Source organism: Vibrio sp. 10N.286.51.C3 (assembly GCF_003050065.1).
Lineage (GTDB): Bacteria > Pseudomonadota > Gammaproteobacteria > Enterobacterales > Vibrionaceae > Vibrio > Vibrio crassostreae.
On the sequence record NZ_PIGC01000011.1, the window covers coordinates 1 to 24,585 of the forward strand.

The window sequence follows — 24,585 nt, forward strand, 5'->3', positions numbered from 1 at the left end:
CTTGTAGTTTTGATGTTCTAACGTTGGTCCCTGAATCGGGATTACGGACAGTGCCTGGTGGGTAGTTTGACTGGGGCGGTCTCCTCCCAAAGAGTAACGGAGGAGCACGAAGGTGGGCTAAACACGGTTGGACATCGTGTGGTTAGTGCAATGGCATAAGCCCGCTTGACTGCGAGAATGACAATTCGAGCAGGTGCGAAAGCAGGTCATAGTGATCCGGTGGTTCTGAATGGAAGGGCCATCGCTCAACGGATAAAAGGTACTCCGGGGATAACAGGCTGATACCGCCCAAGAGTTCATATCGACGGCGGTGTTTGGCACCTCGATGTCGGCTCATCACATCCTGGGGCTGAAGTCGGTCCCAAGGGTATGGCTGTTCGCCATTTAAAGTGGTACGCGAGCTGGGTTTAGAACGTCGTGAGACAGTTCGGTCCCTATCTGCCGTGGGCGTTGGAAAATTGAAAGGGGCTGCTCCTAGTACGAGAGGACCGGAGTGGACGAACCTCTGGTGTTCGGGTTGTCATGCCAATGGCATTGCCCGGTAGCTAAGTTCGGAATCGATAACCGCTGAAAGCATCTAAGCGGGAAGCGAGCCTTGAGATGAGTTTTCCCTGACGCTTTAAGCGTCCTAAAGGGTTGTCGTAGACTACGACGTTGATAGGCAGGGTGTGTAAGTGCTGCGAGGCATTGAGCTAACCTGTACTAATTGCCCGTGAGGCTTAACCATACAACACCCAAGGGGTTTTGTGGACTCAAAACTATTTGTCTCCGCTTTTTAAAAGCAGAAACAAAGTACAAACGCTTGAATGAGTTTGATAGAACAGAAACAGCTTTCCAGATTATTTTTCCTTCAGTTTTTTAAAAACTGAAAGTAAAAGCAAAATTTGCTTGGCGACCATAGCATTGTGGACCCACCTGATTCCATGCCGAACTCAGAAGTGAAACACAATAGCGCCGATGGTAGTGTGGGGCTTCCCCATGTGAGAGTAGGACATCGCCAGGCTCCAAATTTATTTTCACTTTTTAAAAGTGAAGACAAAAAGCTTCGTTATTTGCATAGCAAGTAACAACTTCAACAGTGCACAAATCTGTTGACGACAATTTGTTGGAGGGATGGCTGAGTGGTCGAAAGCACCGGTCTTGAAAACCGGCAACCGTTAATAGCGGTTCTAGGGTTCAAATCCCTATCCCTCCACCACCATTGAAAAGCCCGCTGAGAAATCAGCGGGCTTTTTTTCGTTTTAACGTTTCAAACCTTTATATATCCAGTCAAATAGTGAACTTTCAGTTATTTACTCACCGATACTATAAGAGCTCCTAAATCATCTTATTAGGTTGGTTGCCAACAAGGTCAATGAATGTCTTATATAAGTGACATTTAACTGATATCAGCTTACACAGAGCGAAATAAGAGTCAGATTAATGTTAGGAAGCCGATATTTACTACGTAACCTTTGATGATTCATGATTTTTTAGTAACAGAGCTACTCGCTTAGTCGATTTTTCTTATCTTAAACTCACTTGTTAGCACTGAGTCGTACTCCTTTCCTATGTACTTGGTATTGAAGATACTTTTATGTTGCTCTGTCTGTTCTGAAGATATTCCTACCCATTGCGCAAATGTGTCTGAAAAGTCTCTCAGATTGTATTTGACCGAATGTATTTTCGTTTCTTGTGGGTCATTACTCATTGCTATGAAAGGTACTTCTACTGCCTGCCTTGTAAAATGTGAGCCAGTACCGTGAATTAGATACGGTGGAACGTTTACAGACGTTAGGCCATGGTCAGAAAAATAAATGATTTTATATGTTTTATCATGGATCGTGAGTAAGTCTCTAAGCCTTTCTATAAAAGCTACGCCATAAGCCACTGATTTTGAATAGCATATGAGGTACTTGTTATCTGAGGGTTTTAGTGAAATTTCTTCATCAAATCTCTTACAAAAATCATAATGAGACCCCATAGTGTGGATGAAAATCACTTTTGGCCTTTTAGTCTCTTCACGAATTGCTTTGATCACTTCTGGTAGGAGAATGTTATCGGGTTCAGCTTTATCATAAGACGTATTCTTATAAAATTGGTAATGTGCTCTACTAGCGATTGCGGATACCTGTGTCTCGTATTGCCCGATCTTTGCTTGATTTGATATCCAATAAGTTTTCATTCCAGCATCATTAGCAAGATCTATCACATTTAAGTTTTTATCATGCCTGTTTACATCTAGGCTCTTTGATAATATTCGAGGGACTGAGAAATATGTAACAACGGATGGGGAAATAACACCATTAAATATGGATGCTCCTTTTATATTTCCATTTTTTTCGTTATACGATGGGTAGTGATTTTTGATCACAGATTCACCAATATTTACGATGTAAATATCTTTTAATACTTTGTTTGTATGAACATTCTCCCATTTTGAAGAGATTACGGATTTTCCCCCTTCGAGAAGAGACAGCTCATAATATAAAGAAATAGGTTTAATAACTGTAATTAACCCTAAAAAACTAAACCACACTTCATGATGGATTGTTTTTAAGTATTCTTCATTGATGTATGTCGTCTTTTTATTATCATGTAAGCTATAAAATTTTGTGACTAATATGCTGGAAAATAATATCAACATAATTAATGAAAATGACTTACCAACCTTTCCTAAGGTAAAGTGAAATGATAAAAAAAGTAGAATGGAAAATATAATAATTTTTACATATGTTATGACGCTAATGCTTTGTATATGTTCAAGTGCCTCACCTCTATTAGACTCTAAAACCGAACCTAAGACACCTAAGTCTAAGCTTAGAGAGTTTAATCTTAAGTAGAAATCAAAAGTCATTATTACCGTTAGAAGAAGAAATACAAATCTATTACCGACAAATGCTATTATAGTTGCTATAAATAATATGTTTAAACTCAATATTGATAGGGTAAACCAAACATTATCATCAACCCCAGTTCTCAACAGGTAAAATGTCATGATACTCAAAGGAATCAGAGTCTTAATATCAATATTTTGTCTAGTTCTCATATGTTTTTGGGTAGCTTTTGTTATCGGCCCTTCGATGAGTGTAGTCATTGATGTATGGAGAGGCAATGTAAAGGCATACCCAAATGAACATAATAACATCCCTAAAATTATCGGTAATTCTGGTGGTTTGATCGCACATGCCGGTGGGGGAATCAACGGATTAAAATATACAAACTCGTTAGAAGCGATGGAGCAATCAATTGAACATGGATTCAAGATGATAGAGTTAGATCTACTTATCTCATCGGATGGAAGGATTGTTGCTGTTCATGATTGGAAGACTTTTCACGAAATGACAAATTCTAATAATACTGGGTCTATTAGTTCTAAAGAGTTTGAATCAAAGATAATTTATGATCAATATAAAACATTAAATATATCGACAGCTATTGATATTCTAGATAAAAATGATGTGGTATTAGTTACGGATAAAATAAAAAATCTTGCCTTGCTTTCAAAGTATATAATAGATAAAGATAAATCTATTATCGAAGTATTCAGCACAGATAAATATAATGAAGCAATAGAGTTAGGTTTTAATAATGTCGCATTAAATATAGATCTAAATACACCATTGATTCTTGAGTGGATTGATTTAAATAAAATTAAGGCTGTGACGTATCGGGGTGATAATCTTGGCTCGCTTGGGAGCGAGTATCAGAAGGCGATAGAACTAAGCAACATGGGGGTTTCTGCCATGATTTATTCGACAAATGATTTAGACTTGGGTGGTATTAAAGCTTCTGGAATCGGAAATTTTGCGTTATATGTCGACTTTGTTCTTCCATCAGATGAACGTTAAGGTTTTAGTCCATCCAAAAGCAGAGCGTAATCGCTCTGCTTTTTGTTTATTGGGACTTCTATGTCATTTCGTTTACTTCGCGACGTTACCAGCCACGTTCAGGGCATCCCAAGTACGCGCAAATGGTGGCGCATAGCAGAAGTCCATATAACCAAGCTGTTGGGTGGTCATCTTAGCGGTGATAGCAACTGCTAATGCATTGATGCGACCAACTGCTCCTTTCTTACCTACGATCTCACCACCTAGAAGAACCTTAGTATCCGGGTGATAAACCAGTTTGACCTTGATGTCTTCTTGGCCTGGGTAGTAATCGGTTTGGTTCTTGTCTGAAATCGTTGATACTTTCACATCTAAGCTATGTTCTTTCGCCAGAAGTTCAGATATGCCGGTACACGCCAGTTCGTAATCGAGCACTTTCAAACAAGATGACCCCAAGAAGCCCGACATATAAGTATCTTTGCCTGCTAGCTTGTCGGCCATCATGCGCGCTTGCTTGTTGGCTGTGGTTGCTAGAGGAACATAAACAGGTTTGCCTAGTGCCATATGATGGACAACGGCACAGTCGCCGACAGCATGGATGTAAGCATCTTCAGTGGCACCATATTCATTCACCAACAGAGCGCCGTTTGCAGCTTTTGGTAGTTCGAATGCTTCAGTATTTGGTTTGAAGCCGAGTGATAGGATAACGATATCAGCTTCGACGTTGCCGTTATCGGTTTCAACGATGTAACCACCTTGATCAGCATCACGAATAGCTGACACGCTGCAACCTGTTTTAAGATCTGCACTTGATTCCCGAATAGCACCTTCGACTACTTCAATGATTTCTGGACTGAACTGACGGCTCATGATGTGCTGTTCACGTTCGATGATCGTCACGTGCTTATCTAAGCCATGTGCCGCATCGAAGACTTCCAGCCCGATAAAGCCTGCCCCGATGACACACACGCGTTGTTTGCTATCGTCTTTAAGCGCTTCCTTTACTGCTAAGCCATCTTCCATGCTTGTGAGTGTGTATACGTACTCTGGATTGAATTCACCGAATGATGGAACGATCGGACGTGCGCCTGTCGCAATCACCAACATATCGTAATCGATAGTGGTCTCTACGTTTTGGTGACGGACTTTAATCTGCTTTTCAATGCGGTCTAGTGCGACCATCTCTGTTTCAACACGAACGTCTAAGCCAGATTTAATCGCTTGTTCTGGCGTACGAGAAATCATGCGTTCTGTGTCATCAAACATGCCACCTGCAAAATAGGGTAGACCGCATGATCCAAAAGATATGTAGCTACGCTTATCTAAAACGATGACTTCGTCTGATGGTTGATTACGTTTGTATTTTGCTGCGAAACTCATACCAGCGGCGCTACCGCCTATAACAACAACTTTCATATTTACTACCTAAATAACCTGAACTCAGGAAAAACAGAAGAGCACTCAAGTGGAGTGCTCTTAATTAAGTTTGAGAATTATACTGCTGCTTCTTTTGATACTGTCGCTGTAACGTCAGCGTCGTATTGTTCAGTATCCAGTGAGCCATTCTTCTTCGCTGTTAGAACACCAGACAACATAGAGCCAGAGATGTTTAGCGCAGTACGAGCCATGTCAATTAGCGCTTCGATAGACACGAGAATCGCTACTACTGTGATGTCTAGACCCATGATGGTCAGTACTGCTACTGCAGCGAACGTTGCACCGCCACCAACACCCGCGATACCGAATGAAGCAATCGCGATAACAGCAATCAGTTGTAGGATGAAGCTTAAGTCTACAGGCATGCCCATTACTTGTGCCGCCATGATAGCGAGCATTGCTGGGTAGATGCCCGCACAGCCGTTTTGACCGATACTGGTACCGAAAGTCGCTGACATGTTTGCTGTTTCTTCGTCTACACCTAGGCGTTGAGTTTGTGTTTCAACGTTTAGTGGGATAGCCGCCATGCTCGAACGAGAACCGAAGCCAAATACTAATACAGGCCAGATTTTCTTCATGAACTTCGCTGGAGAAAGGCCGAACATAGATACCATCACGAAGTGGATGCCGAACATTACGCCGATTGCTACGTAGCTCGCTAGAAGGAAGCGGCCCATTTCAGCGAGTGCGAACAGGTCGTTGGTCATCATGAACGTGGTCATCAGAGCAAATACACCGTAAGGCGTTAGCTTCAGGATTTCACGAACCATTGAAAGAACCACTTCTTTTGCAGAGTTGATGAAATCAACGAAGTTTTGCACTTTCTCTGGCTTACGGTTCTTCACTTGAAGGATACAGTAACCAAGGAACATACCGAACAATACAGTTGATAATGTTGAAGTACGTTGAGAACCCGTTAGCATGTCAAAGATGTTGGTTGGAATGATAGACAGAGCCATACCAGACAGACCACTGCTTGCCATTGCATCTTGTGTTGCTACCAGCGAATCACCGCGAGCTTCAATCGCACTGTTTGTGCCGATAGTGCTTACTAGCGCGTTCGCATCGATACCAAATAGGTAAATACTTGCGATACCAACGGCTGCTGAGATTGCACAAGTGAAAAGTAGAATACCGATGATCTTTGGTGCGATACGAGATAGCGCACCACCGCCTTCAACGTTCATGATCGAAGAGATCATCGCCACGAATACAAGTGGGATAACGATCATTTGTAGAAGTTTGATGTAGCCTTTACCGAACACTGAAATTAGTTCAGCAAAGCCAGATGTTGCAACGTTACCGACACCGAAAACAAGTTGAATTGCACCACCGAACAGTAAGCCAGCAGCAAGCGCACTCAGTACGCGGAAGTTAAAACTTTTCTTTTGCTTTTTGAAGTTCGACAGCAGTGCGTAGAACCCAAAGAACAGTACGCTTAATGCGATAAATGAAACGCTCATGAGAATCTCCTATGATACCCATTAATACCTAAATCGGTTATTTTTTGTATGCGATGGCTTCAACTTCAACCAGTGCGTCTTTTGGTAGTCGTGCTGCTTCAACACAAGAGCGAGCAGGTGCGTTCTCTGTACCAAACACTTCTGTGTACACTTCGTTAAAGGCAACGAAGTTTTCCATGTCAGACAGGAAGCAGGTTGTCTTCAGCACGGTGTCCAGTCCCGCATTACTTGCTTCTAATACCGCTTTTAAGTTTTCTAGAGACTGACGAGCTTGCTCTTTGATGCCGCCCTCAACAAACTGCATCGTTTCTGGAACGAGAGGTAATTGACCTGATGTATAAACCATGTCGCCGTAAGACGTACCTTGTGAGTAAGGGCCGATAGCTGCAGGTGCTTGTTCAGTGGCAATGATCTGTTTCACGATGTAACTCCTAAATTATTGGTTTTATTCTGATTTAAATTCACGGATAAACTTGTAAACCGCCTGTCGGCTGATCCCAAGTTGCTCTGATACTTGTGTTGTCGTCTCTTTTAGCTCAAATACTCCGTTATCAAACAAACAACGAATGATGGCTTTGTTGCGACCTTTGGAAGAAACCGACTCATCTTGGTCAACCTCGTTAATGGCTGAGCTCAATGCTTGTTGAATGACGTCGTTCGCATTGTTGCTGAATGTCTCGCTGACAATGGTTTGAGGGACATTGCACTGTGGCATGAGCGTTTTGACGATTTCTGGGAATGGGAAAGATAAGTTCATGTTGATACACAGCATACCGATCGGCTTTTGTTGTGGACCAGCTAGTACACAGGTGGTCGATTTTAGTAGGGAACCATCAGCGGCGTTGGTGAAATAGCTCTTCGGTGAAACTTCGCCAGTTTTTTCGAATGTGCTCCACATACGTAAACCTAAATCGGTAATAGGTGAACCGATTTCACGACCAGTATGATGACCATTGACGATCTTCACGACAGAGTTTTCTAAGCTTTCAAATGAGTGAATAACTACCTCACAGTAGGGACCAATCAAGTCGGCAATCGTGTCCGCCAAGCGGAAGTAATTGCTTAAACATTCTCTGTCTTCATCGGTGAATCGAACTTGTTTTACATTCATGATTTCGGTTTACATTTTTGAACTCAATGACTGAAATCTACTCCTTTGGTGGTATTTAGGCAAGATGCAGTAAACTTCTGTAAACCGATAAAAGCGTATAAAACGCCAACAAATAGCGGAAATTTAACCAAAATTAAGAGTGAAATTTGAACAGGATCACTAAACCATCTTCGATGTGGTTTAATTTCTTAAACCCCATCAAGGTTTACATATTTAAAACCAAAGGTTGCGTTTTTGAAGGTTTTAATGATCTAGGGCAAGTTATAAAAACTCTCGAAATTAAAGGGATGTGAAATTCATTAAATGGATGGAAGATATACTGAAGTTTCAGGTACAAAAAAGCAGCCTTAAAATTAGCTGCTTGTTTAGTTGGAAATGGCTGACTGATGAGTTCGTGAATTGCCTATTTGGCCAGCTTATCCTTGACTTGCCCAAGAGCTCGCTGGTACATAAACCATGCACAGGTGCCTGCAAGTATATTACCTACCATAGCTCCCCAGAATAGGCCTTCAATGCCAGCGAGCTGCGAACCAACCCACAAGCAAGGTAAGAAGAAAGCGAACAGACGCAATGCAGATATCGTCAAGGCGGTGTAAGACTTGCCCAAAGCGTTCGAGATAGAAACCATAAGCATACAGGTACCCAAAGGCCCTAAGCTAATAGGCACGATCAGTAGGTGGTAGTTTAAAATCGTTGAGACTTCGTTGTCACTAGTCATGAGATTCGCCAACCCGCCAGAGAACAACCAGGTCACCAGTGCGATCACCAATTGGAAACCTAACACGAAGGTAACGGCAATCTTCACAAGACTACGTATGTTCCCAAGGTTCTTTTCCCCTAACATGCGGCCAATCATAGGTGGCATCGACATCGTCAGTGCTAGCACAGCCACAATAGAGAAGAATTCAAAACGAGAACCCAACGCCCAAGCTGCGACGGCTGCGGTGCCATAACCAGCAAGTAGCTTAGTCGCTAACATAGAAGAGACTGGCGGCAGTAGTTGGCTGATCATCGCTGGCCCCATGATGTTGCCAATTGATCGAACACTCTTGCCGATATCAAGATCGTGCCAATCGAACGTCATCCAATGTTTCTTGGTCACTTTGGGAGCCACGATAAAGATGCCCGCACCAAAAGCTAAGATGGTCGCGATAGCTGCACCATTGATGCCCATGTCGAGAGTAAAGATGAAGATTGGATCCAATATCAAGTTGATGATACTGGTTGCGATCATCATTGAACCGGGCAGCATGGTATTACCATTAGCTCGACACACACTGTAGTAAAAATAGAGCAGCGCACCTGTCCAAGAGCTGACTAGCCAATAGATCCAGTAAGAATCAATGATCGGTAAAACCGTCGGTGGCGCATCGAGTAGTTGTAAGATGGGTCCACGAAGCAGATAAATGATGACGGAAAAAAGCGCAACACTCACGCTACCCATTGCAATCACTAGCCCGCCCAGTTGTTTCGCGTAACGTAATTCATTGGCACCAATGGCTCTTGCAATGACTGCTGTGGTTGCGATGCCTAACCCAACCTGAATACCTATGATGATCATCTGTATTGGCAGTGTGAAGCCTTGAACCGCGAGCGGCAGTACGCCTAGCTGACCTATAAAGGCGCTATCTACAAGCTGGAAGCTCATTAGGGAAAGTACCCCAAACAACATTGGCCATGTCATTGTATAGAGTTGTCGGCCAAGAGAAGGCGAGGGCGTTGCGGTAGTCGAATTCATATCTGTCTTATTGGTCTTGAAGGTAGGTTTGTCGTGGTGACAATTATCTCAATGAAGAATTGCGTAAAGCATAACGTAAGGTCAGCTCGATACCAATGTTTGTTGTGATAGGTAGATTATTTTTGTTCGCTTTCGGAGAATAAAAAGCCAGTCGTCGTGACTGGCTTTTGTCGTTTAGGTATCACGAGAAGCGTTACTTATTTATTTGCTACGTTACCCAGTTTCAACCATGTATCGATAACCGTGTCAGGGTTCAACGAAACAGAGCTAATGCCTTGTTCCATTAACCATTCCGCTAGGTCGTCATGGTCAGATGGGCCTTGGCCACAAATACCCACGTATTTACCTGCTTTGGTTGCTGCATCGATCGCCATTTTCAGCATCGCTTTCACTGCAGGGTTACGCTCGTCGAAGAGGTGTGCCACGTCACCTGAATCTCGGTCTAGGCCAAGCGTCAGCTGTGTCATGTCGTTCGAACCAATAGAGAAGCCATCGAAGTACTTCAAGAACTCTTCAGCCAAAATTGCATTCGATGGTAGTTCACACATCATGATAACTTTCAGACCTTGGTCGCCACGGCGTAGGTCAAACTTAGCCAGAATGTCGATAACCGATGCCGCTTCGCTTGGAGTGCGAACGAATGGAATCATAATTTCAACGTTCTTAAGACCCATCTCGTTACGAACACGCTTGATCGCTTGAGTTTCTAGCTCGAAACAGTCTTCGAATACTGGCGAGATATAACGAGATGCGCCACGGAAGCCCAACATTGGGTTCTCTTCATGTGGTTCAAACGTTTTGCCGCCTACAAGGTTGCTGTATTCGTTCGACTTGAAGTCAGACATACGTACGATCACACGCTTAGGCCAGAATGCAGAAGCGATAGTCGCGATGCCTTCCGTTAGCTTGCTTACGTAGAAATCGATAGGATCTTTGTAGCCGCGAATACGTTCGCTGATTTCTGCTTTTAGCTCGTCAGTTTGTGCATCGAAGTTCAATAGGGCTTTTGGGTGAATACCGATCATCTTGTTGATGATGAATTCTAGACGAGCAAGGCCAACACCTTCGTTTGGAATTTGCGCGAAATCGAAGGCACGATCTGGGTTACCCACGTTCATCATTACTTTGGTTGGCAGCATTGGTAGCTCATCAACCTCAGAACGTTTGATTTCAAAGTCGAGTTCGCCGTTGTAAACGTAGCCTGTTTCGCCTTCTGAACATGACACTGTCACGGTATCGCCATCGTTTAGGCTGCTTGTTGCTGTACCACAACCAACAATCGCTGGGATACCAAGCTCACGAGCGATGATTGCAGCGTGACAAGTACGGCCGCCACGGTTAGTGACAATCGCAGACGCTTTCTTCATAACAGGTTCCCAATCTGGGTCTGTCATGTCTGTTACCAGTACATCGCCTTCTTGAACCAGTGACATTTGGTCTAGAGAGTCAACCAAACGAACTGGGCCTGAACCGATACGTTGACCGATAGCACGGCCTTCAACCAAGACATCGGCCTTGTTGTTCAGTTCGTAACGCTCGATCACGTTTTGGTCGCTTTGAGAACATACGGTTTCTGGGCGTGCTTGAACAATATATAGCTTGCCGTCGATACCATCTTTCGCCCACTCAATGTCCATCGGACGTTGGTAGTGCTTCTCGATGATCATCGCTTGTTTTGCTAGCTCTTTGATCTCTTCATCGTTCAGAGAAAACTCGTTACGCTCTTGAGTGTCTGTGTCGATGATATCAACTTGCTTGCCGATCTCTTGATTGGTTGAGTAGATCATCTTGATCAGTTTAGAACCAAACGTCTTCTTAACGATTGGGTAGTGACCCGCTTCTAGCATTGGCTTATGAACGTAGAACTCATCTGGGTTCACAGCGCCCTGTACAACCATTTCGCCTAGACCCCAAGAAGAGGTGATGAATACCACTTGGTCGAAGCCAGACTCTGTATCAAGGGTGAACATCACACCTGAAGAAGCTTTATCTGAGCGAACCATGCGTTGAATACCTGCAGACAATGAAATGCCACGGTGGTCAAAGCCTTGGTGTACACGGTAAGAGATCGCGCGGTCGTTAAACAGAGAAGCGTAAACGTGCTTGGTAGCTTCCAGTACAGCGTCGATACCTTTCACGTTAAGGAAGGTCTCTTGTTGGCCGGCGAATGAAGCATCTGGAAGGTCTTCTGCCGTTGCCGATGAACGAACCGCTACAGACAATTCTTCGTTGTCTTCAATTAGCTCACGGTAGTTCTCACGGATATCTTGCTCTAGTGATTCTGGGAAGGGGGCTTCTAGAACCCATTGTCGAATCGTTGCACCTGTCTTACGCAGTGCGTCAACGTCTTCAACATCAAGTTCATCAAGTAGTTGGTGGATGCGCTCATCAAGACCTTTGTAGTCAAGAAAGTCGTTAAACGCATACGAAGTGGTAGCAAAACCATTAGGTACAGAAACACCAGCATTGGACAGGTTAGAAACCATCTCGCCCAGTGAGGCGTTCTTACCGCCGACTTTGTCGACATCTTCCATGGATAGGCCATTGAACCATAGGGTATTATTTTGCATTTATTTCTCCAGAAACATAGCAAGCATTGTAGGGATTTAAAGGCAAACGATTACGTATCAGTTTAAAAAAATGTAAATTATTTTCTAAAGCTGTGGGGGACGTAATAGTCAGCAGGGTTTCGTTATATATATTATGGTTCCCATCCTACTCAAAATAATTTTAAACATTAAATAAAAAATGCAAATTGATATTCAAAGTCGTGATGTATTCTATGTTTCTGATGGAACGGCCATAACATGTGAGACTTTAGGGCATGTTGTTCTAGGTCAATTTCCCTTCAAAGCCAATGAAAAAACCTTTCCGTTTGTGGAAAGTGAGGACAAACTTTCTGATTTATTAAAAGAGATCGAGATTTCGTATCGCGATAATGGAGTCGAACCATTGGTGTTCTTTTCAATCGTGATTCCAGATATCAAGGCTAAGCTGCTTGAAGCGCCAGCGCACTGTTATGACGTGTTGGAAAGTATCGTTCAGAAGGTTCAGGATGATATTCAGATGGCACCTGTGCCTAAACTGCAACGTTCACGCAGTGTGAACAAAGATTCGGTGAAGTACTTCGACCGTATTGCTGCGATTGAATACACACTCGCACACGATGATGGCATCACGCTCAAAGGGCTGGAAGAAGCCGACATCATCTTGCTGGGGGTATCTCGAAGTGGCAAGACGCCAACAAGTTTGTATATGGCAATGCAGTTTGGTCTACGCGTAGCGAACTATCCATTCATCCATGACGATTTAGCGCGTTTGAAGCTGCTGCCTGAGTTTGAGATATACCGACACAAGTTGTTTGGTTTAACGATTGACGCAGAAAGGCTGACTGAGATTCGTGAGAACCGTTTAGCGGGCAGTGAATACGCGAGTGATTCGCAGTGTTTGTATGAGCTACAAACGGTAGAAGCGATGTTCCGCCGAGAAGCGATACCTTATATCAACACGTCTTCATTATCGGTAGAAGAGATCTCGACCCGAATCTTAGAGCGAACCGGTTTGAGAAGGCGTCTGCTGTAAGACAAAGCCTTAGAGAAATAGAATGGCCAGATAAAAGAAAATCGAAGCTAGCAGGGTTGATACCTGAGAGCTTCGATTTTTTGTTTGTGCTCGTTGCAATCGCGCTAGCGAAGCAGAGACCGTTTTTATCGAAGTAAAGAGAGCTTCAGCGGTTCACTTTGCTTCTCTAACCAACGTTCTAGCGCTGGTGGCCATGTGATGCTTGGCTCTACGCAGAAACCGCGCAACATAGAGAAGTACACCGCTTGATCGATAAGAGGCTGTGATGACTCACCATGCTCTATATCCAGTAAGAGTTCGGCATCTTTCAGTAATGGGTTAATCAGTTGAACGAACTGAGGCGTCTTTTCTAAGAGTTCTTCAAAGTTAAAATCTTCGGTCTCTTTACTTGCACGCCAAGCTTCTTTGGCTCCAGCTGAGCGATATTCAGCCAAGTCAAGGTTCCACCAACGTGGGCGTCCAATCTGTTGAGTAAGAGGGAAAGCACGGCTTTGGAAAAGAGCAGCTTGCTCTGATGGTACACGCTGCTCGTCGCTTGATTTTAGGTCCATGAAGTACGCGATAATATCTAGGCTCTCTGCCATGATAGATCCGTCGTCTTTTTGTAAGACGGGTACCATCTTTTTACCGATCAAATCGATAAGAGTTTGGGCGTCATCATAATCGACAGAGACAAGCTCGATGTCCAAGCCTAGAGATTGAGCAATGTAGGCGACTCTTGCGCAGAAAGGGCAGTGGTCGTAAATGTAAAGCTTCATAGCTTCCCTCAGTTCAGGTTATTATAAATATAAGCTAATGCTAATGTAACAGAAAGTCTTGCTAAAACTAAGCGCTAATAGACAGTGTGTATCAACAGACAATAAGTACTTAGTGTAAATACTCTTTGATTGATTCTATTGTCTGTTGGATTCGGTTTTACTGCGACGAGTATACTAATGGGAAGACTGGTAAGGAATTGCAGGCATAAAAAAGGCTCTGGCTGCTCACTCTAATGCAGAAGAGTGAAGTCAGCCAAAGCCTCAATTTTGTTATCTTTAGCAGAGTGACTACTAAAAGGGCAGAGTGGTTAAACTATGCTTTTTTAAGATCTTGTGCTGGGTAAGTAAGCGTCATTGCGCCTTCTACCGTTGTAACGTGAACGTAGCCACCACCAGCACTTAGGCCAGTTACTACCATTTCACCTAGTTCAACACCTTTTGTTGCTACAACGCGATCATCAACTGAAAACACTTTACACACCTTCAATAAATTAAATAAATACGATAGATATCGAACGCGGATTTAAACAGATGGCACCCCAATCAACTAATCCAGTTATTTGTCGTAAAGATTAAATTTAGTTATGCATAAATCAGTATGTCTTAAAAATCAGTTTGTTAACTTACGCTGTGACGTTATTTATCCGCTGGATAAACGACACCAATTTGCTGACGCATCTCTGTAATTAACTTGGCAACGGTTAAAGCACGCTGTTGGGCTTGCGCTTGTGTCGTGTGGTCGCCAGCAATGCAGCTAGCAAAGGCTTGTGCTTCGTAACTCATGGAGTTCTCGCTTTGTACTTGAGTAAGGTTTTCTACCTTGCCATCACGGAAGCGGATCTTAACGTCGGTGCATTCAGCAATGTGATCGATGATGATCGCCCCTAATTCACCTTGGATCTCACTTGGAGCATAAGAGTCGCTGACTTTAGAGTGAGCAAGCGTTACGTCAAACTCAGGATACTGGAAGATCGCACAGCCATGAGCATCGACACCTGACTCAAGCAGCTTCGCAGAAGCTTGTGCATTCTCCGGCTCACCAAATAGCGCGACTGTTGCGGCTACGCAGTAAAAGCCAATATCAACCAACGATCCGTTAGAAAAAGCTGGGTTGAAGGTGTTTGGGTTCTCGCCGTTTAGGTATTTTTGGTAGCGTGATGAATACTGGCAGTAATTGATGTGCGCTTTATGTACCTTGCCAATCTTTTCTAGGCCGAGTTGGACTTGCTTAAAGTTTGGTAGGAATTGAGATTTATACGCCTCGAACAACACTACGCCGTTTTTCTCAGCCACTTCGAACATGCGTGTTGCTTCATCAATGTTTGATGCAACCGGCTTTTCACAGATAACGTGCTTACCGTGTTCCATCATGAAGATAGATTGCTCGCAATGAAGTGAGTTCGGTGAAGCGATGTACACGGCTTCAACCGTTTTGTCATTTGCCAATGCGTCGAGTGAGTCATACGTCGCTTCAACGTCAAATTCTTGGGCGAACTTTACCGCACTGTCTAGATTTCGAGAGTAAACCGCAGCAAGTTGCATCGATTGAGATTCGTGAGCAGCTTGAACAAATTTTTGTGTAATCCAATTGGTTCCAATTACAGCAAACTTAATCATATGGGTATCCAGTCGTTAGTCGTCGTTAGTGTATTGATTCTACAGAGATAGTAGCACTCAAAGGCTGGCAATGTGCCTGAGATTTGCGGAACAATTTACCTAAACTTAGAGCCTAATATTAATAACCCGCCTTCACAGAGCGTCTGAGTTGACCAGTGTAACGGTGCACAATTAAGCCATTTTTGCTAAGGTGTTATTGAATTCAAACAAGGTGATGATATGCAAATCCGGACCGCCAAGGTAACTGATATTAGCTCGATCTTGGAGCTCTCTGAACAGATAAACCGTCAACACCACCTTGGTGCTCCTATGGTGTTTGCGCCAGCCTCACAGGGTTTAGGTGATAGTGAAGAATATTGGTTGGGATTGATGCTTGATTCGGTTGGCGCTTTCTTTGTTGCGGTTGACGATCAACAGGTGGTTGGCTTCTTAGCTGGGAAGGTAACGCAGAATAAAGGGGTTAGCTTTATTCAGTCGCATAAGGTGGCAAGGGTGAATACGATTGTGGTGAACGATCAGGTTCAGAGTCAAGGCGTCGGCAGAGCGCTGATGAAGTCATTCAATCAATGGGCGCAAGCGAGTGGTGCTATCGAGCTTAGGTTAGAAGTGATGGAGTTTAATCAGCAAGCTAAGGGTTTCTATGAGTCGTTAGGAATGGAAACTCAGTCACGAACCATGTCCATGCGTTTTGAGGAGATTTGAGGGTGCGTCTGTTTTGGTCTTTATTACTGTGTTTACTGTTTGTGGTTCCGAACGCGAATGCTGAGCAGGTCGTAGTCGAGAAAATAGTCTCTGACGCGACGGCGATCGAGACGATTGTATTCGAGTCGGCACCAGCTCACTCTCAACGTGTCTCAACGTCTTCATCTAATTCAAACTCCAAACATGTGATTATTGTGGATGATGTCCTTAGCAGTAATTCTGGCGAACAAGTTGCCCAGTTGTCTCAAGGTTCATCTATACGTCCACCTCAAAGCTCATCTCGACAGTTTTATACTCTACCAGCTTCCTCTTCTGATACAGATTCGTTGCTGCAAGTGGTCACCTTGGTCAAAGTTGATAAGTCTAAACGCAGAATGTACCTGCTCAAGGGTGAAGAGGTGATTCAGGAATTTCGTATTGCGCTAGGCAAACAACCGAAAGGGCATAAACGCTTTGAGGGAGACAACCGAACGCCTGAAGGGGAATACCAACTCGATTATGTGATGAAAGAGTCGGACTTTTATCGCTCAGTACATATTAATTACCCGCAACCTTCGGACATGCAATGGGCAGAGCAAAATGATGTGGATCCTGGCGGGAACATCAAAATCCACGGCATCAAAAACGGAGAGCACCGTTCACCTAGCTTTATTCAAAGCTTTGATTGGACGGATGGCTGTATCGCATTAACTAATCAAGATATGGATGAGTTTCTCCAACTTGTAAAAATGGGTACCCCTATCCATATCGAATGGTAGTCATTGGTACCCAATTTTCTCAATCATTTTCCGGAATCAATTAGCGCAGTTAATTCGCGAAACCAACTTCCAAAGTCAACCGCTAAAGCCAGTTACAGTAAAACTCGACCTGCACTGAATATCGCAATCACGATGAGCAGTGCAATGGTGACTGGCTTAAACTTTGCTCCACCAAATCTCTCGAATAGTTTAGAACCCACATAACCGCCAAACATGCTGCTTGGTAAGAGCGCGAGAGTTAGCCACACCATATCTCGATCGACCAATCCTGCGATCGATGCTGAAACAAACGCGGTGGAATCCGCCAATACAAAGAATGCGATCAGGCCAGCTCTAGCAATGTGTGGTGCGACTGGGCTTGCCAATGCGTGCGTGCCAATCGGAGGCCCTGACATCGATGCTGCGCCGTTCATTACCCCTGCAAGGCTGCCTAGAATATAGGGAGCAAATCTAGGTTCATTTTTGTACTGGAAACCTCTGTAGATCATAAGTGCAGACGCAAAAATGAAGACACTGATGATCAAGATGATCGTGTCTTGGTTAACGGATTTAAGTAGAAGTAAGCCGATAGGCGTAAAGGCTAGGCAAGGGATAAATACCTTTGAAACCCAGCGCCAGTTGACGTGTTTTCGAACCTTAGGCAGCAATTGAATATTGCCCAATAGGTCGATTAGCATGAAAACGGGAACCAGTTCGATAACAGGGGCGAATAACGCACTTAATGGCAATGCCACTAAGGTGAAACCGAAACCTGAGAAGCCACGAACAATAGCGGCGAAAATGAAGATTGCACCCAAAATTGGGAAGGTTGGACTAAAAATGAGATCCATAAATTAAGTAACCAATGAAGCTGTCTAAATAGAGCGAACTAATGAAACCAAGTGAGTAGCGGAATGTACTCCTACTCACTTGTGTTTGCTACCTAATTTTGAGGTTTCCCGAGAGTTAGTTTTAAAGCCTCTCGGGGTTGTTTTTACAGTATTCGCTTGGTCAATTTATAGAGGTAAATTGATTCGGGAAATCAGTGAATACGGCATCTACTTTTGAGATGAATTTGAAGTGAGACGGATCGTTTACGGTGTAGCACCATGTTTGGATTTTTGCTTCACCTAGTGTATCGAGATCGCTCTGAATCACGTGTTCGTAGTTCATGTGGCAGCTGAACGCTTTAACTTCGTCAATCAACATCAAGTCGGCTTGAGTCAGTTGCTCTGTAATTACACCAACGCGGTATCTCGGCAGGTGACGAGCCATTTCAGAAACCACTTGATGGCTGAAACTTGAAAGCAGCACTCTGTCGGTGTCTACATTTGAACGAATCAACTCTGTATGTAGCAAATCAACGACATGAGGGGCTTGATGTCGACTGTCGACTTTAATCTCTAAGTTGACGCTGAGATCATGCTGCTCAACAAGCGCGAGCAATTCTTCCAGCGTCAATATTCTTTCACCAGCGAACTGCTCAGACTTCCAACTGCCAAAATCAAGCTGACGCAGTTCTGCAAGGGTGTGTTCGTCGACACGACCTTTGCCATCGCTGCAGCGCTCAAGGGTGTGGTCGTGACAAACCACAAGTTGATCATCCTGAGTTGGCTGAATATCTACTTCAATCCATTTCAAACCGAGTTTAGCGGCTTGTTCAATGCTTGCCTTGGTATTTTCTGGGTGAGTACCTGCTACACCCCGATGACCTACGATGATAGACGACATAATTAATCCTTCTTAAAGACGCACCGTAAAAACGCATTAAATATCAGTGTACTCGATTAAGCGAGAGCCGTCGTTAAGCTTGTTACCTCTTCGCGTGACTCTTGTGAAGTAAAGTTATTTGGTTGAATACGCTTCCCACGACTGTCAAAAATATGCAGGTTCGATTTATCAATGCTTAGACCGAGGGGGACAGCTTGGCACAAAGTTGTTTCGGGTGTGACTGCAATAAAGGGTTGTTCGTTCACAAAGCCATGAACTAACTGATTAGGCCCTAAAGGCTCAACCACGCTGATACGTAATTCCAGCGGCAGTGCGTTCATGATTAAATCGCTACAAACCTCAGAATGTTCAGGGCGAATGCCAAGAGTGATAGTCGCGTCCTTAACGTGCGCATATTCGGGTAGATACATTTGTTGATCGCCGATTTCAAGATAGCCATCATCGAGCGTGGCAGTTAAGAAGTTCATCGCGGGGCTACCAATGAAGCTTGCTACAAAGGTACTGGCAGGCTGGTGGTAGACCTCTCTTGGTGTGCCGACTTGTTCTATTTGGCCTTTGTTGAGAACCACAATTCTATCTGCCAGTGTCATAGCCTCAACTTGGTCATGAGTCACGTAAACACTGGTTACGCCTAGCTCGCGTTGCAGCTTTTTGATTTCTAATCTCATGTGAGCGCGCAATGAGGCATCTAGGTTAGACAAAGGCTCATCAAACAGGAACAGTTGAGGGTCGCGTACAATCGCTCGTCCCATAGCAACACGCTGGCGCTGACCACCCGAAAGCTTGGCTGGCTTGCGGTCTAGGTACTCTTCGATTCTCAGTGTCTTGGCGACTTTCTCAATCTTCTCTTCAATCACGTGTTGGCTTACACCTCGGTTCTTTAAACCATAAGCGAGGTTTTTGTACACTGTCATGTGAGGGTAGAGTGCGTAATTTTGAAAGACCATTGCGATATCTCGTTGAGCTGGCTTTTCGTTATCAACACGGCGCCCACCCAAGTGAATCTCGCCGCCAGAGATGCTTTCCAGCCCCGCAATTGAACGTAGGATAGAAGACTTGCCGCAGCCCGATGGGCCAACCAACACAAGAAATTCACCCTTTTCGATATCAAGTGAGACATCTTTCACTGCACGATGACCGTTCTCATAAGTCTTTACCAAGTTTTTGATGCCTAACATGGTAGGTGCTTTGTGCGTACGATCGTGAGTGGCTTGGGTGTGCCCTAACGTTTGTTTTAACTTTGGCATCGGGGTGTCCTCTGATTTTTGCGGAGAAGCTGGGTGAGACGTCTTGTACTCATCGAGTGATTGAATGCGGTTATCGGTCATTTGAGTTGTGTCGTTGTTATTTTTCACTTTCTACTAGCCCTTTTACAAACCAACGCTGAAATACAACCACCACTAAAACGGGTGGCAACATAGCTAAAATTACCATGGCAAAAACATAGTCGTAGCGCGGTAAACTGGTTTCATTGATGTTGTTGAGTACTTGTTTGATGCCCATCACGATGGTGTTGTAGCCTTCGTCCGTGGTCATCATGATTGGCCACAGATATTGGTTCCAACCCACCACAAACATGATGATGAAGATCGCGGCGATCATGGTTTTAGACAGTGGCAGTAAGATGTCGACAAAGAATCGAAACGGACCTGCGTTATCCAACTGTGCTGCTTCTAATAATTCATCGGGGATGGTTTTGAAGAACTGTCTAAAAAAGAAGGTTGCGGTAGCTGACGCGATCAGAGGTAGAATTAAACCTGTGTAGCTATTAAGCAGCCCAAGCCCAGCAACCACTTCATAAGATGGGATAATACGAACCTCTAGTGGTAACAGCAGGGTTACGAAGATCAGCCAAAACCAAGCCGTGGCGTAAGGCAGCCTGAAGTAGACCAAAGCAAACGCGGCCATCATCGAAATGATGATCTTACCGATCGCAAAACCTAGTCCCATGATCATCGAATTGGCGATCATTTTGCTAGCGGTGACTTCACCACTGAAGCCCATGCTTTTGTTCCAAGCTTCGCTATAAATGGCTGTAAAGTTATCGCCCGGTAACCACTGCAAGCCATCGCTGACAATGGTGTTTGGGTTATGCGTCGAGCTGGCGAAGATTAGCCAAATAGGGATCAACATGAACAGCATCCCAGCAATTAAAATTAGGTGGTCAGAGATCTTATTACTTTTCATAAATAACTCCTGTCGCGTTAAAACCTAGCTGTAGTGGGCTAGTAATGAACACGCTTTTCTACAACGCGAAACTGGATAAATGTAAGAGTGAGTACCAGTAGTAACAACACAACAGATTGTGCAGAGCTGCCGCCTAAATCTGCGCCAACAAACCCATCTCGATACACCTTGTACACTAACGAAGTAGTGCCGCCACCCGGGCCGCCGTTGGTCATGGTGTCTATGACGCCAAAAGTTTCAAAGAACGAGTAAGTAAGGTTGATGACCAGCAGGAAAAAACCAGTTGGTGCGAGTAGCGGGAAGGTAATCGTCCAGAAACGTTTCGAGTCGCTGACACAATCCAGCATCGCCGCTTCTTTTACTGCGTAAGAGATTGACTGAAGCCCTGCCAGAAAGTAGATGAAATTCACCGAAACCTGTTTCCACACCGAAACCAAAATAAGAGCAAATGTGGCATCCACAGGATCCGTCTGGAAGCTGAAATCCCAACCCACCACTGCAAATATCTCTGTGAACACGCCAATGTGCGGGTTAAACAGGAAGGCACCGATAACGCCTGCAATCGCGGGAGCAACGGCATATACCCACGTGAGGGTGACTTTGTAAGCCCCTTGGCCATGAATGATGTTGTCGGCTTTGACGGCGAGCAGCAGCGCCAACGCTAGCGACAAGAAAGACACCACGATCGCGAACATCAGAGTGAAGCCAATCGAGCTTAGGTACTCACTCGATTCGAATAACATTTGATAGTTCTCAAACCACACGAAGAGCGAAGATGTGCCCCAAGGGTCTTCCAGCATAAAGGAGAGATACACCGCCTTTGCCGCCGGATAGATAAAGAAAACCGCGATGATGAGTATCTGAGGCGCCAAAAATAAGTAAGGCAGTGGAGAGTGAAAAAATTGCTGACGTCGTTCCACAGGGTAGTCCCCAAATGAGTGGCTTGAACCACTGTTAGTTACCGTGACCACTCGCGCTATAACAAGGCATGCTTCCAGTTGAGTTGTAGTTTTTGGAGCAAAAGATGGCGTGAGTGAAGAACCTCCTCACGACTCGTTATCACTCTATTGATTCAAGGTGACGGACAAGTAGTGAGGAGGAATGAACTGCTTTGGTTCGCTAAGTTTTAAGCTGTTGAACCGCTCTATTTCATTAACAGATCCAGTCCATAAACAGAGCTAGCTCATCAACCTATCTAGTTCATGGTGCGAGCGAAGCGTTTTAATAGCTTGCTGCTTTCATCTTCGACTTTGTCTAGGCTGTTCTCGACGCTAGAACGGTCAGCGAAGATGTTATCGAATTCACGATGCATCACTTCACGAATCTGAGGGTAGTAACCTAAACGATAACCCTTAGTCCACTCACCCGATTTTAGGCTTAGCTGCTTAACACCCACTTCTGCGTCTGGTTGCTCTTTGTAGTAGCCAGACTCTTTCGCTAAGTCATAAGCCGCTGTCGTTACCGGAACGTAGCCAGTAGTTTTGTGCCAGTAAACTTGAGTTTCAGGTTTGGTCAGGTAATCAAAGAACGCGGCGACACCTTTGTCTTGCTGTTGATCGTGGCCATTGAGTGCAAACAGAGCGGCACCACCAATGAAGGTTAAGCCTGCATCTGGGTTAACTGATTTCCAGTAGGGAAGGTAGGTGGTGCCCAACTCGAAAGGTACGCGGTTACGTAAGCCACCGAATGAACCAGAAGAACCCATCCACATCGCCACTTCTTGGCGCTCGAAAGGTGTTTGGTTTGCATCCCAGTCGCTGCCGTAATACTTGTAGTAGCCTAAATCTGACCACTCTTTCATTTTGCTGACGTGCATCATCATGTCTTTGGTGTTGAACATGATCTTAGTGGACAAGCCATCGTAGCCGTTGTTTTGGTCCGCGACTGGCAGATTGTGGCGAGACTTAAAGTTCTCGAACATGATCCACGGCGTCAGAGATTGAGAAAAGGCGATGTGACCTTCTGCTTTTAGCTTCTTAGCAACCACTTCGAGTTCTTCATAAGTTTTAGGCGCTTCGGCTCCTACTTCTGCGAGAAGATCTTTGTTGTAGTAAAGAACCGGCGTCGAACTGTTGAAAGGCATACCAACCATCTTGCCTTGGTTGTCGGCATAGAAGTTACGAACGCCAGCTAGGTAGTCGTTTGAATTAAAGTTGTAGCCTGACTCAACCAGAATATCCTGTACCGGTTTCGCGACGCCTTTGGCGTTCATGATGGTTGCTGCGCCTGCATCGAAGACTTGTAGAATATTGGGTGCTTCACCTGCTCGGTATGCCGCGATACCCGCGGTTAAGGTCTCTGTATATGAGCCCTTGTAGATTGGCGTGATTTCGTAATCATCTTGAGACGCATTAAAGTCGGTCGCAATTTTGTTTACTGTTTCTCCAAGCTGGCCGCCCATTGCGTGCCACCAAGTGACTTGAGTCGTTGCGAACGCTGGCATTGCCGTTGTCGCGGAAAGAACGCCTGCCAAAATTAGCTTATTCATCTTCGTTTCCTTTTGGATGAAATCGATATCGAGGTATTGGATTAGAGTTTTAACGAGATAGTAGGGGTGTCGTTTGAAGCTATCTTGAACAGGACGTATTTCACTTACGTGGCTAAACCGTTTCACTGATATGAAAGATTCATTTCGATTTCATTTAAGATAAAAGTTATTGATAGTTTTGATATTTACTGTGTGCGGTTTTTAAGAGGTTTGTTGTTCAATGCTCGCTCAATATTTGTTCAATAAAAAAGCCTCTCGAAGGAGAGGCTTTGAATAAGCTAGAGCTTGTAAAAATCAGCTCAGTTCTAGTGTGCGATATCGAGTTGGTTGTCTTTCACGCCGTTAATGCGGAACCAACCTGCAATACTGAATCGCTCTGTGTTTGTCGGCAGTACCTCATGTGGGAACTGTTCAGACAAGAACACGAATAAGCGGCCTGACTTTGGTGGAATGGTCGCTATGTGGTTGTCTTTTAGATCGTAAACCACAAGTTCACCAGCATCTTCTTCTGTCCACTCATCATTCATATAGAACACGGTAGTCAGGCGGCGGTTTTCATTGCCTTTGAAGCAGTCTAAGTGCTTTTGGTAAAAGTCGCCTTTTTCGTATTTAGCAAAGTGCGCTTCGTACTCGAACAGACCCAAAAAGAACGCTTGGTTTGCTTCTAAACGAATTTGCTCCATTTTGTCTAGGAACAGAGAAGCTGGCTCGCCCATGTCGCGGCGCACCCATTGAATCTTGTCACTACGAATGGTCGACTCTCGCGTTACTTCATCGTTACGGCCAATCCTAGCCTTTTTCCAGTTCTCTGGAATGCAATCCCTCAATGCCACTACTTCTTCATGCGTTAAGAAGTCATCCCAAACAAAGTAACCTTGGGTAGAAAGAGCATCGATTAATTGGTTCATGTATAGCACTCAGACAATAAATTAGAAGCGCATATATAGTCCTAATAACTTAGGTCAACAAATCGCGTATTTTGTCGTCACGATAAATGGTGCTGAATGCTTGAGTTGTATGGCTTATAGAGCAAGGTTTACGGCAATGCAGGCATTCAATAATGCTGAAAATATCGGATTAAATTGATGCTTATCTTTGGAATGTGTACTCATTGTTCTGAGTTGAATTCGATTTGAGTAACATTGGATTTGAGTAATTTAGTGGATATCAATAGAAATCTTGATTGTAGCTCTCTTTCTAGTTTTAGATTGTGAACTTTAACAAA

At 44.2% G+C, this 24,585-nt stretch carries 21 protein-coding genes, 1 tRNA gene and 2 rRNA genes; 7 read left to right on the top strand and 17 right to left on the bottom strand.

The genetic code is table 11. The features are described from left to right. The 3 genes from CWO27_RS13310 to CWO27_RS13320 all read left to right on the top strand — a co-directional run. Positions 1–727, top strand: a 23S ribosomal RNA gene (locus tag CWO27_RS13310); the annotation flags it as partial. Positions 728–887: 160 nt separating this feature from the next. After that, positions 888–1,003: ribosomal RNA gene (rrf, locus tag CWO27_RS13315) — 5S ribosomal RNA — on the top strand. A 104-nt stretch (positions 1,004–1,107) separates the two neighbouring features. Continuing rightward, positions 1,108–1,198, top strand: a tRNA-Ser gene (locus tag CWO27_RS13320). A 294-nt stretch (positions 1,199–1,492) separates the two neighbouring features. Here the strand turns inward: CWO27_RS13320 and CWO27_RS13325 are convergent. After that, a complete protein-coding gene (locus tag CWO27_RS13325) occupies positions 1,493–2,977 on the bottom strand; it encodes a sulfatase-like hydrolase/transferase (protein ID WP_198592492.1) in 1,485 nt (494 codons plus the stop codon). Here CWO27_RS13325 and CWO27_RS13330 point away from each other — a divergent pair. Next, entirely contained in the window at positions 2,976–3,830 is an 855-nt protein-coding gene (locus CWO27_RS13330; protein WP_102460916.1) for a glycerophosphodiester phosphodiesterase family protein, read from the top strand. The two genes, CWO27_RS13325 and CWO27_RS13330, sit on opposite strands and share 2 nt — an antisense overlap. A 72-nt stretch (positions 3,831–3,902) precedes the next feature. Here the strand turns inward: CWO27_RS13330 and CWO27_RS13335 are convergent, their stop codons facing one another. From CWO27_RS13335 to ppsA, 6 genes are all read right to left on the bottom strand, one after another. Further along, positions 3,903–5,225 carry a CoA-disulfide reductase gene (locus CWO27_RS13335; protein WP_107899078.1) on the bottom strand — a complete coding sequence of 441 codons (1,323 nt, stop codon included), beginning with the start codon at positions 5,223–5,225 and terminating at the stop codon, positions 3,903–3,905. 77 nt (positions 5,226–5,302) lie between these two features. Further along, complete coding sequence (locus tag CWO27_RS13340) at positions 5,303–6,709, bottom strand: cation:dicarboxylate symporter family transporter (protein ID WP_017102501.1); 1,407 nt, start codon at positions 6,707–6,709, stop codon at positions 5,303–5,305. Positions 6,710–6,746: 37 nt separating this feature from the next. Next, positions 6,747–7,130 carry a RidA family protein gene (locus tag CWO27_RS13345; RefSeq protein ID WP_017111552.1) on the bottom strand — a complete coding sequence of 128 codons (384 nt, stop codon included), beginning with the start codon at positions 7,128–7,130 and terminating at the stop codon, positions 6,747–6,749. Between the two features lie 24 nt (positions 7,131–7,154). Continuing rightward, on the bottom strand, positions 7,155–7,820 hold the full coding sequence (locus CWO27_RS13350; RefSeq protein WP_170960781.1) for a helix-turn-helix transcriptional regulator: 666 nt from the start codon (positions 7,818–7,820) through the stop codon (positions 7,155–7,157). Between the two features lie 403 nt (positions 7,821–8,223). Then, positions 8,224–9,558: an MATE family efflux transporter gene (locus tag CWO27_RS13355; RefSeq protein ID WP_102478932.1), complete on the bottom strand. Its 1,335-nt coding sequence runs from the start codon at positions 9,556–9,558 to the stop codon at positions 8,224–8,226. Positions 9,559–9,755: 197 nt separating this feature from the next. Beyond that, entirely contained in the window at positions 9,756–12,128 is a 2,373-nt protein-coding gene (gene ppsA / locus CWO27_RS13360) for a phosphoenolpyruvate synthase (RefSeq protein ID WP_107899079.1), read from the bottom strand. 178 nt (positions 12,129–12,306) lie between these two features. On the opposite strand from ppsA, the gene ppsR reads away from it, so the two are divergent. Beyond that, positions 12,307–13,140 (top strand): posphoenolpyruvate synthetase regulatory kinase/phosphorylase PpsR, encoded by an 834-nt coding sequence (gene ppsR / locus CWO27_RS13365; RefSeq protein WP_048661622.1) that lies wholly within the window; start codon positions 12,307–12,309, stop codon positions 13,138–13,140. A 125-nt stretch (positions 13,141–13,265) separates the two neighbouring features. Here the strand turns inward: ppsR and grxB are convergent, their stop codons facing one another. The 3 genes from grxB to CWO27_RS13385 form a co-directional block, all read right to left on the bottom strand. Next, a complete protein-coding gene (gene grxB / locus CWO27_RS13370; protein ID WP_107899080.1) occupies positions 13,266–13,898 on the bottom strand; it encodes a glutaredoxin 2 in 633 nt (210 codons plus the stop codon). 313 nt (positions 13,899–14,211) lie between these two features. Beyond that, positions 14,212–14,370 (bottom strand): hypothetical protein, encoded by a 159-nt coding sequence (locus CWO27_RS13380; RefSeq protein ID WP_004733064.1) that lies wholly within the window; start codon positions 14,368–14,370, stop codon positions 14,212–14,214. A gap of 164 nt (positions 14,371–14,534) precedes the next feature. After that, positions 14,535–15,515, bottom strand: coding sequence for a Gfo/Idh/MocA family protein (locus CWO27_RS13385; protein ID WP_102431331.1), 981 nt, complete (start codon positions 15,513–15,515; stop codon positions 14,535–14,537). Between the two features lie 219 nt (positions 15,516–15,734). On the opposite strand from CWO27_RS13385, the gene CWO27_RS13390 reads away from it, so the two are divergent. Further along, positions 15,735–16,217, top strand: coding sequence for a GNAT family N-acetyltransferase (locus tag CWO27_RS13390; protein WP_048661625.1), 483 nt, complete (start codon positions 15,735–15,737; stop codon positions 16,215–16,217). A 2-nt stretch (positions 16,218–16,219) separates the two neighbouring features. After that, positions 16,220–16,975 carry a L,D-transpeptidase family protein gene (locus tag CWO27_RS13395; RefSeq protein WP_057623890.1) on the top strand — a complete coding sequence of 252 codons (756 nt, stop codon included), beginning with the start codon at positions 16,220–16,222 and terminating at the stop codon, positions 16,973–16,975. 92 nt (positions 16,976–17,067) lie between these two features. Here the strand turns inward: CWO27_RS13395 and CWO27_RS13400 are convergent, their stop codons facing one another. The 7 genes from CWO27_RS13400 to CWO27_RS13430 all read right to left on the bottom strand — a co-directional run bounded on the left by CWO27_RS13400 (position 17,068) and on the right by CWO27_RS13430 (position 24,268). Further along, positions 17,068–17,805, bottom strand: a complete 738-nt coding sequence (locus tag CWO27_RS13400) for a sulfite exporter TauE/SafE family protein (RefSeq protein ID WP_107899081.1) — start codon at positions 17,803–17,805, stop codon at positions 17,068–17,070. A 160-nt stretch (positions 17,806–17,965) separates the two neighbouring features. Next, positions 17,966–18,685 (bottom strand): glycerophosphodiester phosphodiesterase family protein, encoded by a 720-nt coding sequence (locus CWO27_RS13405; protein WP_102431333.1) that lies wholly within the window; start codon positions 18,683–18,685, stop codon positions 17,966–17,968. Between the two features lie 56 nt (positions 18,686–18,741). Further along, on the bottom strand, positions 18,742–20,040 hold the full coding sequence (gene ugpC, locus CWO27_RS13410) for a sn-glycerol-3-phosphate ABC transporter ATP-binding protein UgpC (RefSeq protein ID WP_102431334.1): 1,299 nt from the start codon (positions 20,038–20,040) through the stop codon (positions 18,742–18,744). Next, positions 20,030–20,872: a sn-glycerol-3-phosphate ABC transporter permease UgpE gene (gene ugpE / locus CWO27_RS13415; protein WP_107899082.1), complete on the bottom strand. Its 843-nt coding sequence runs from the start codon at positions 20,870–20,872 to the stop codon at positions 20,030–20,032. The genes ugpC and ugpE overlap by 11 nt, the downstream gene beginning before the upstream one ends. A gap of 38 nt (positions 20,873–20,910) precedes the next feature. Next, positions 20,911–21,792, bottom strand: coding sequence for an ABC transporter permease subunit (locus tag CWO27_RS13420; RefSeq protein WP_057623905.1), 882 nt, complete (start codon positions 21,790–21,792; stop codon positions 20,911–20,913). Between the two features lie 275 nt (positions 21,793–22,067). Beyond that, entirely contained in the window at positions 22,068–23,360 is a 1,293-nt protein-coding gene (locus CWO27_RS13425) for an extracellular solute-binding protein (protein WP_048669552.1), read from the bottom strand. 305 nt (positions 23,361–23,665) lie between these two features. Beyond that, the gene (locus CWO27_RS13430) at positions 23,666–24,268 is read right to left on the bottom strand and encodes a 2OG-Fe(II) oxygenase (protein ID WP_048669551.1); all 603 of its coding nucleotides are present in this window, start codon (positions 24,266–24,268) and stop codon (positions 23,666–23,668) included. Between the last annotated feature and the right edge of the window lie 317 nt (positions 24,269–24,585).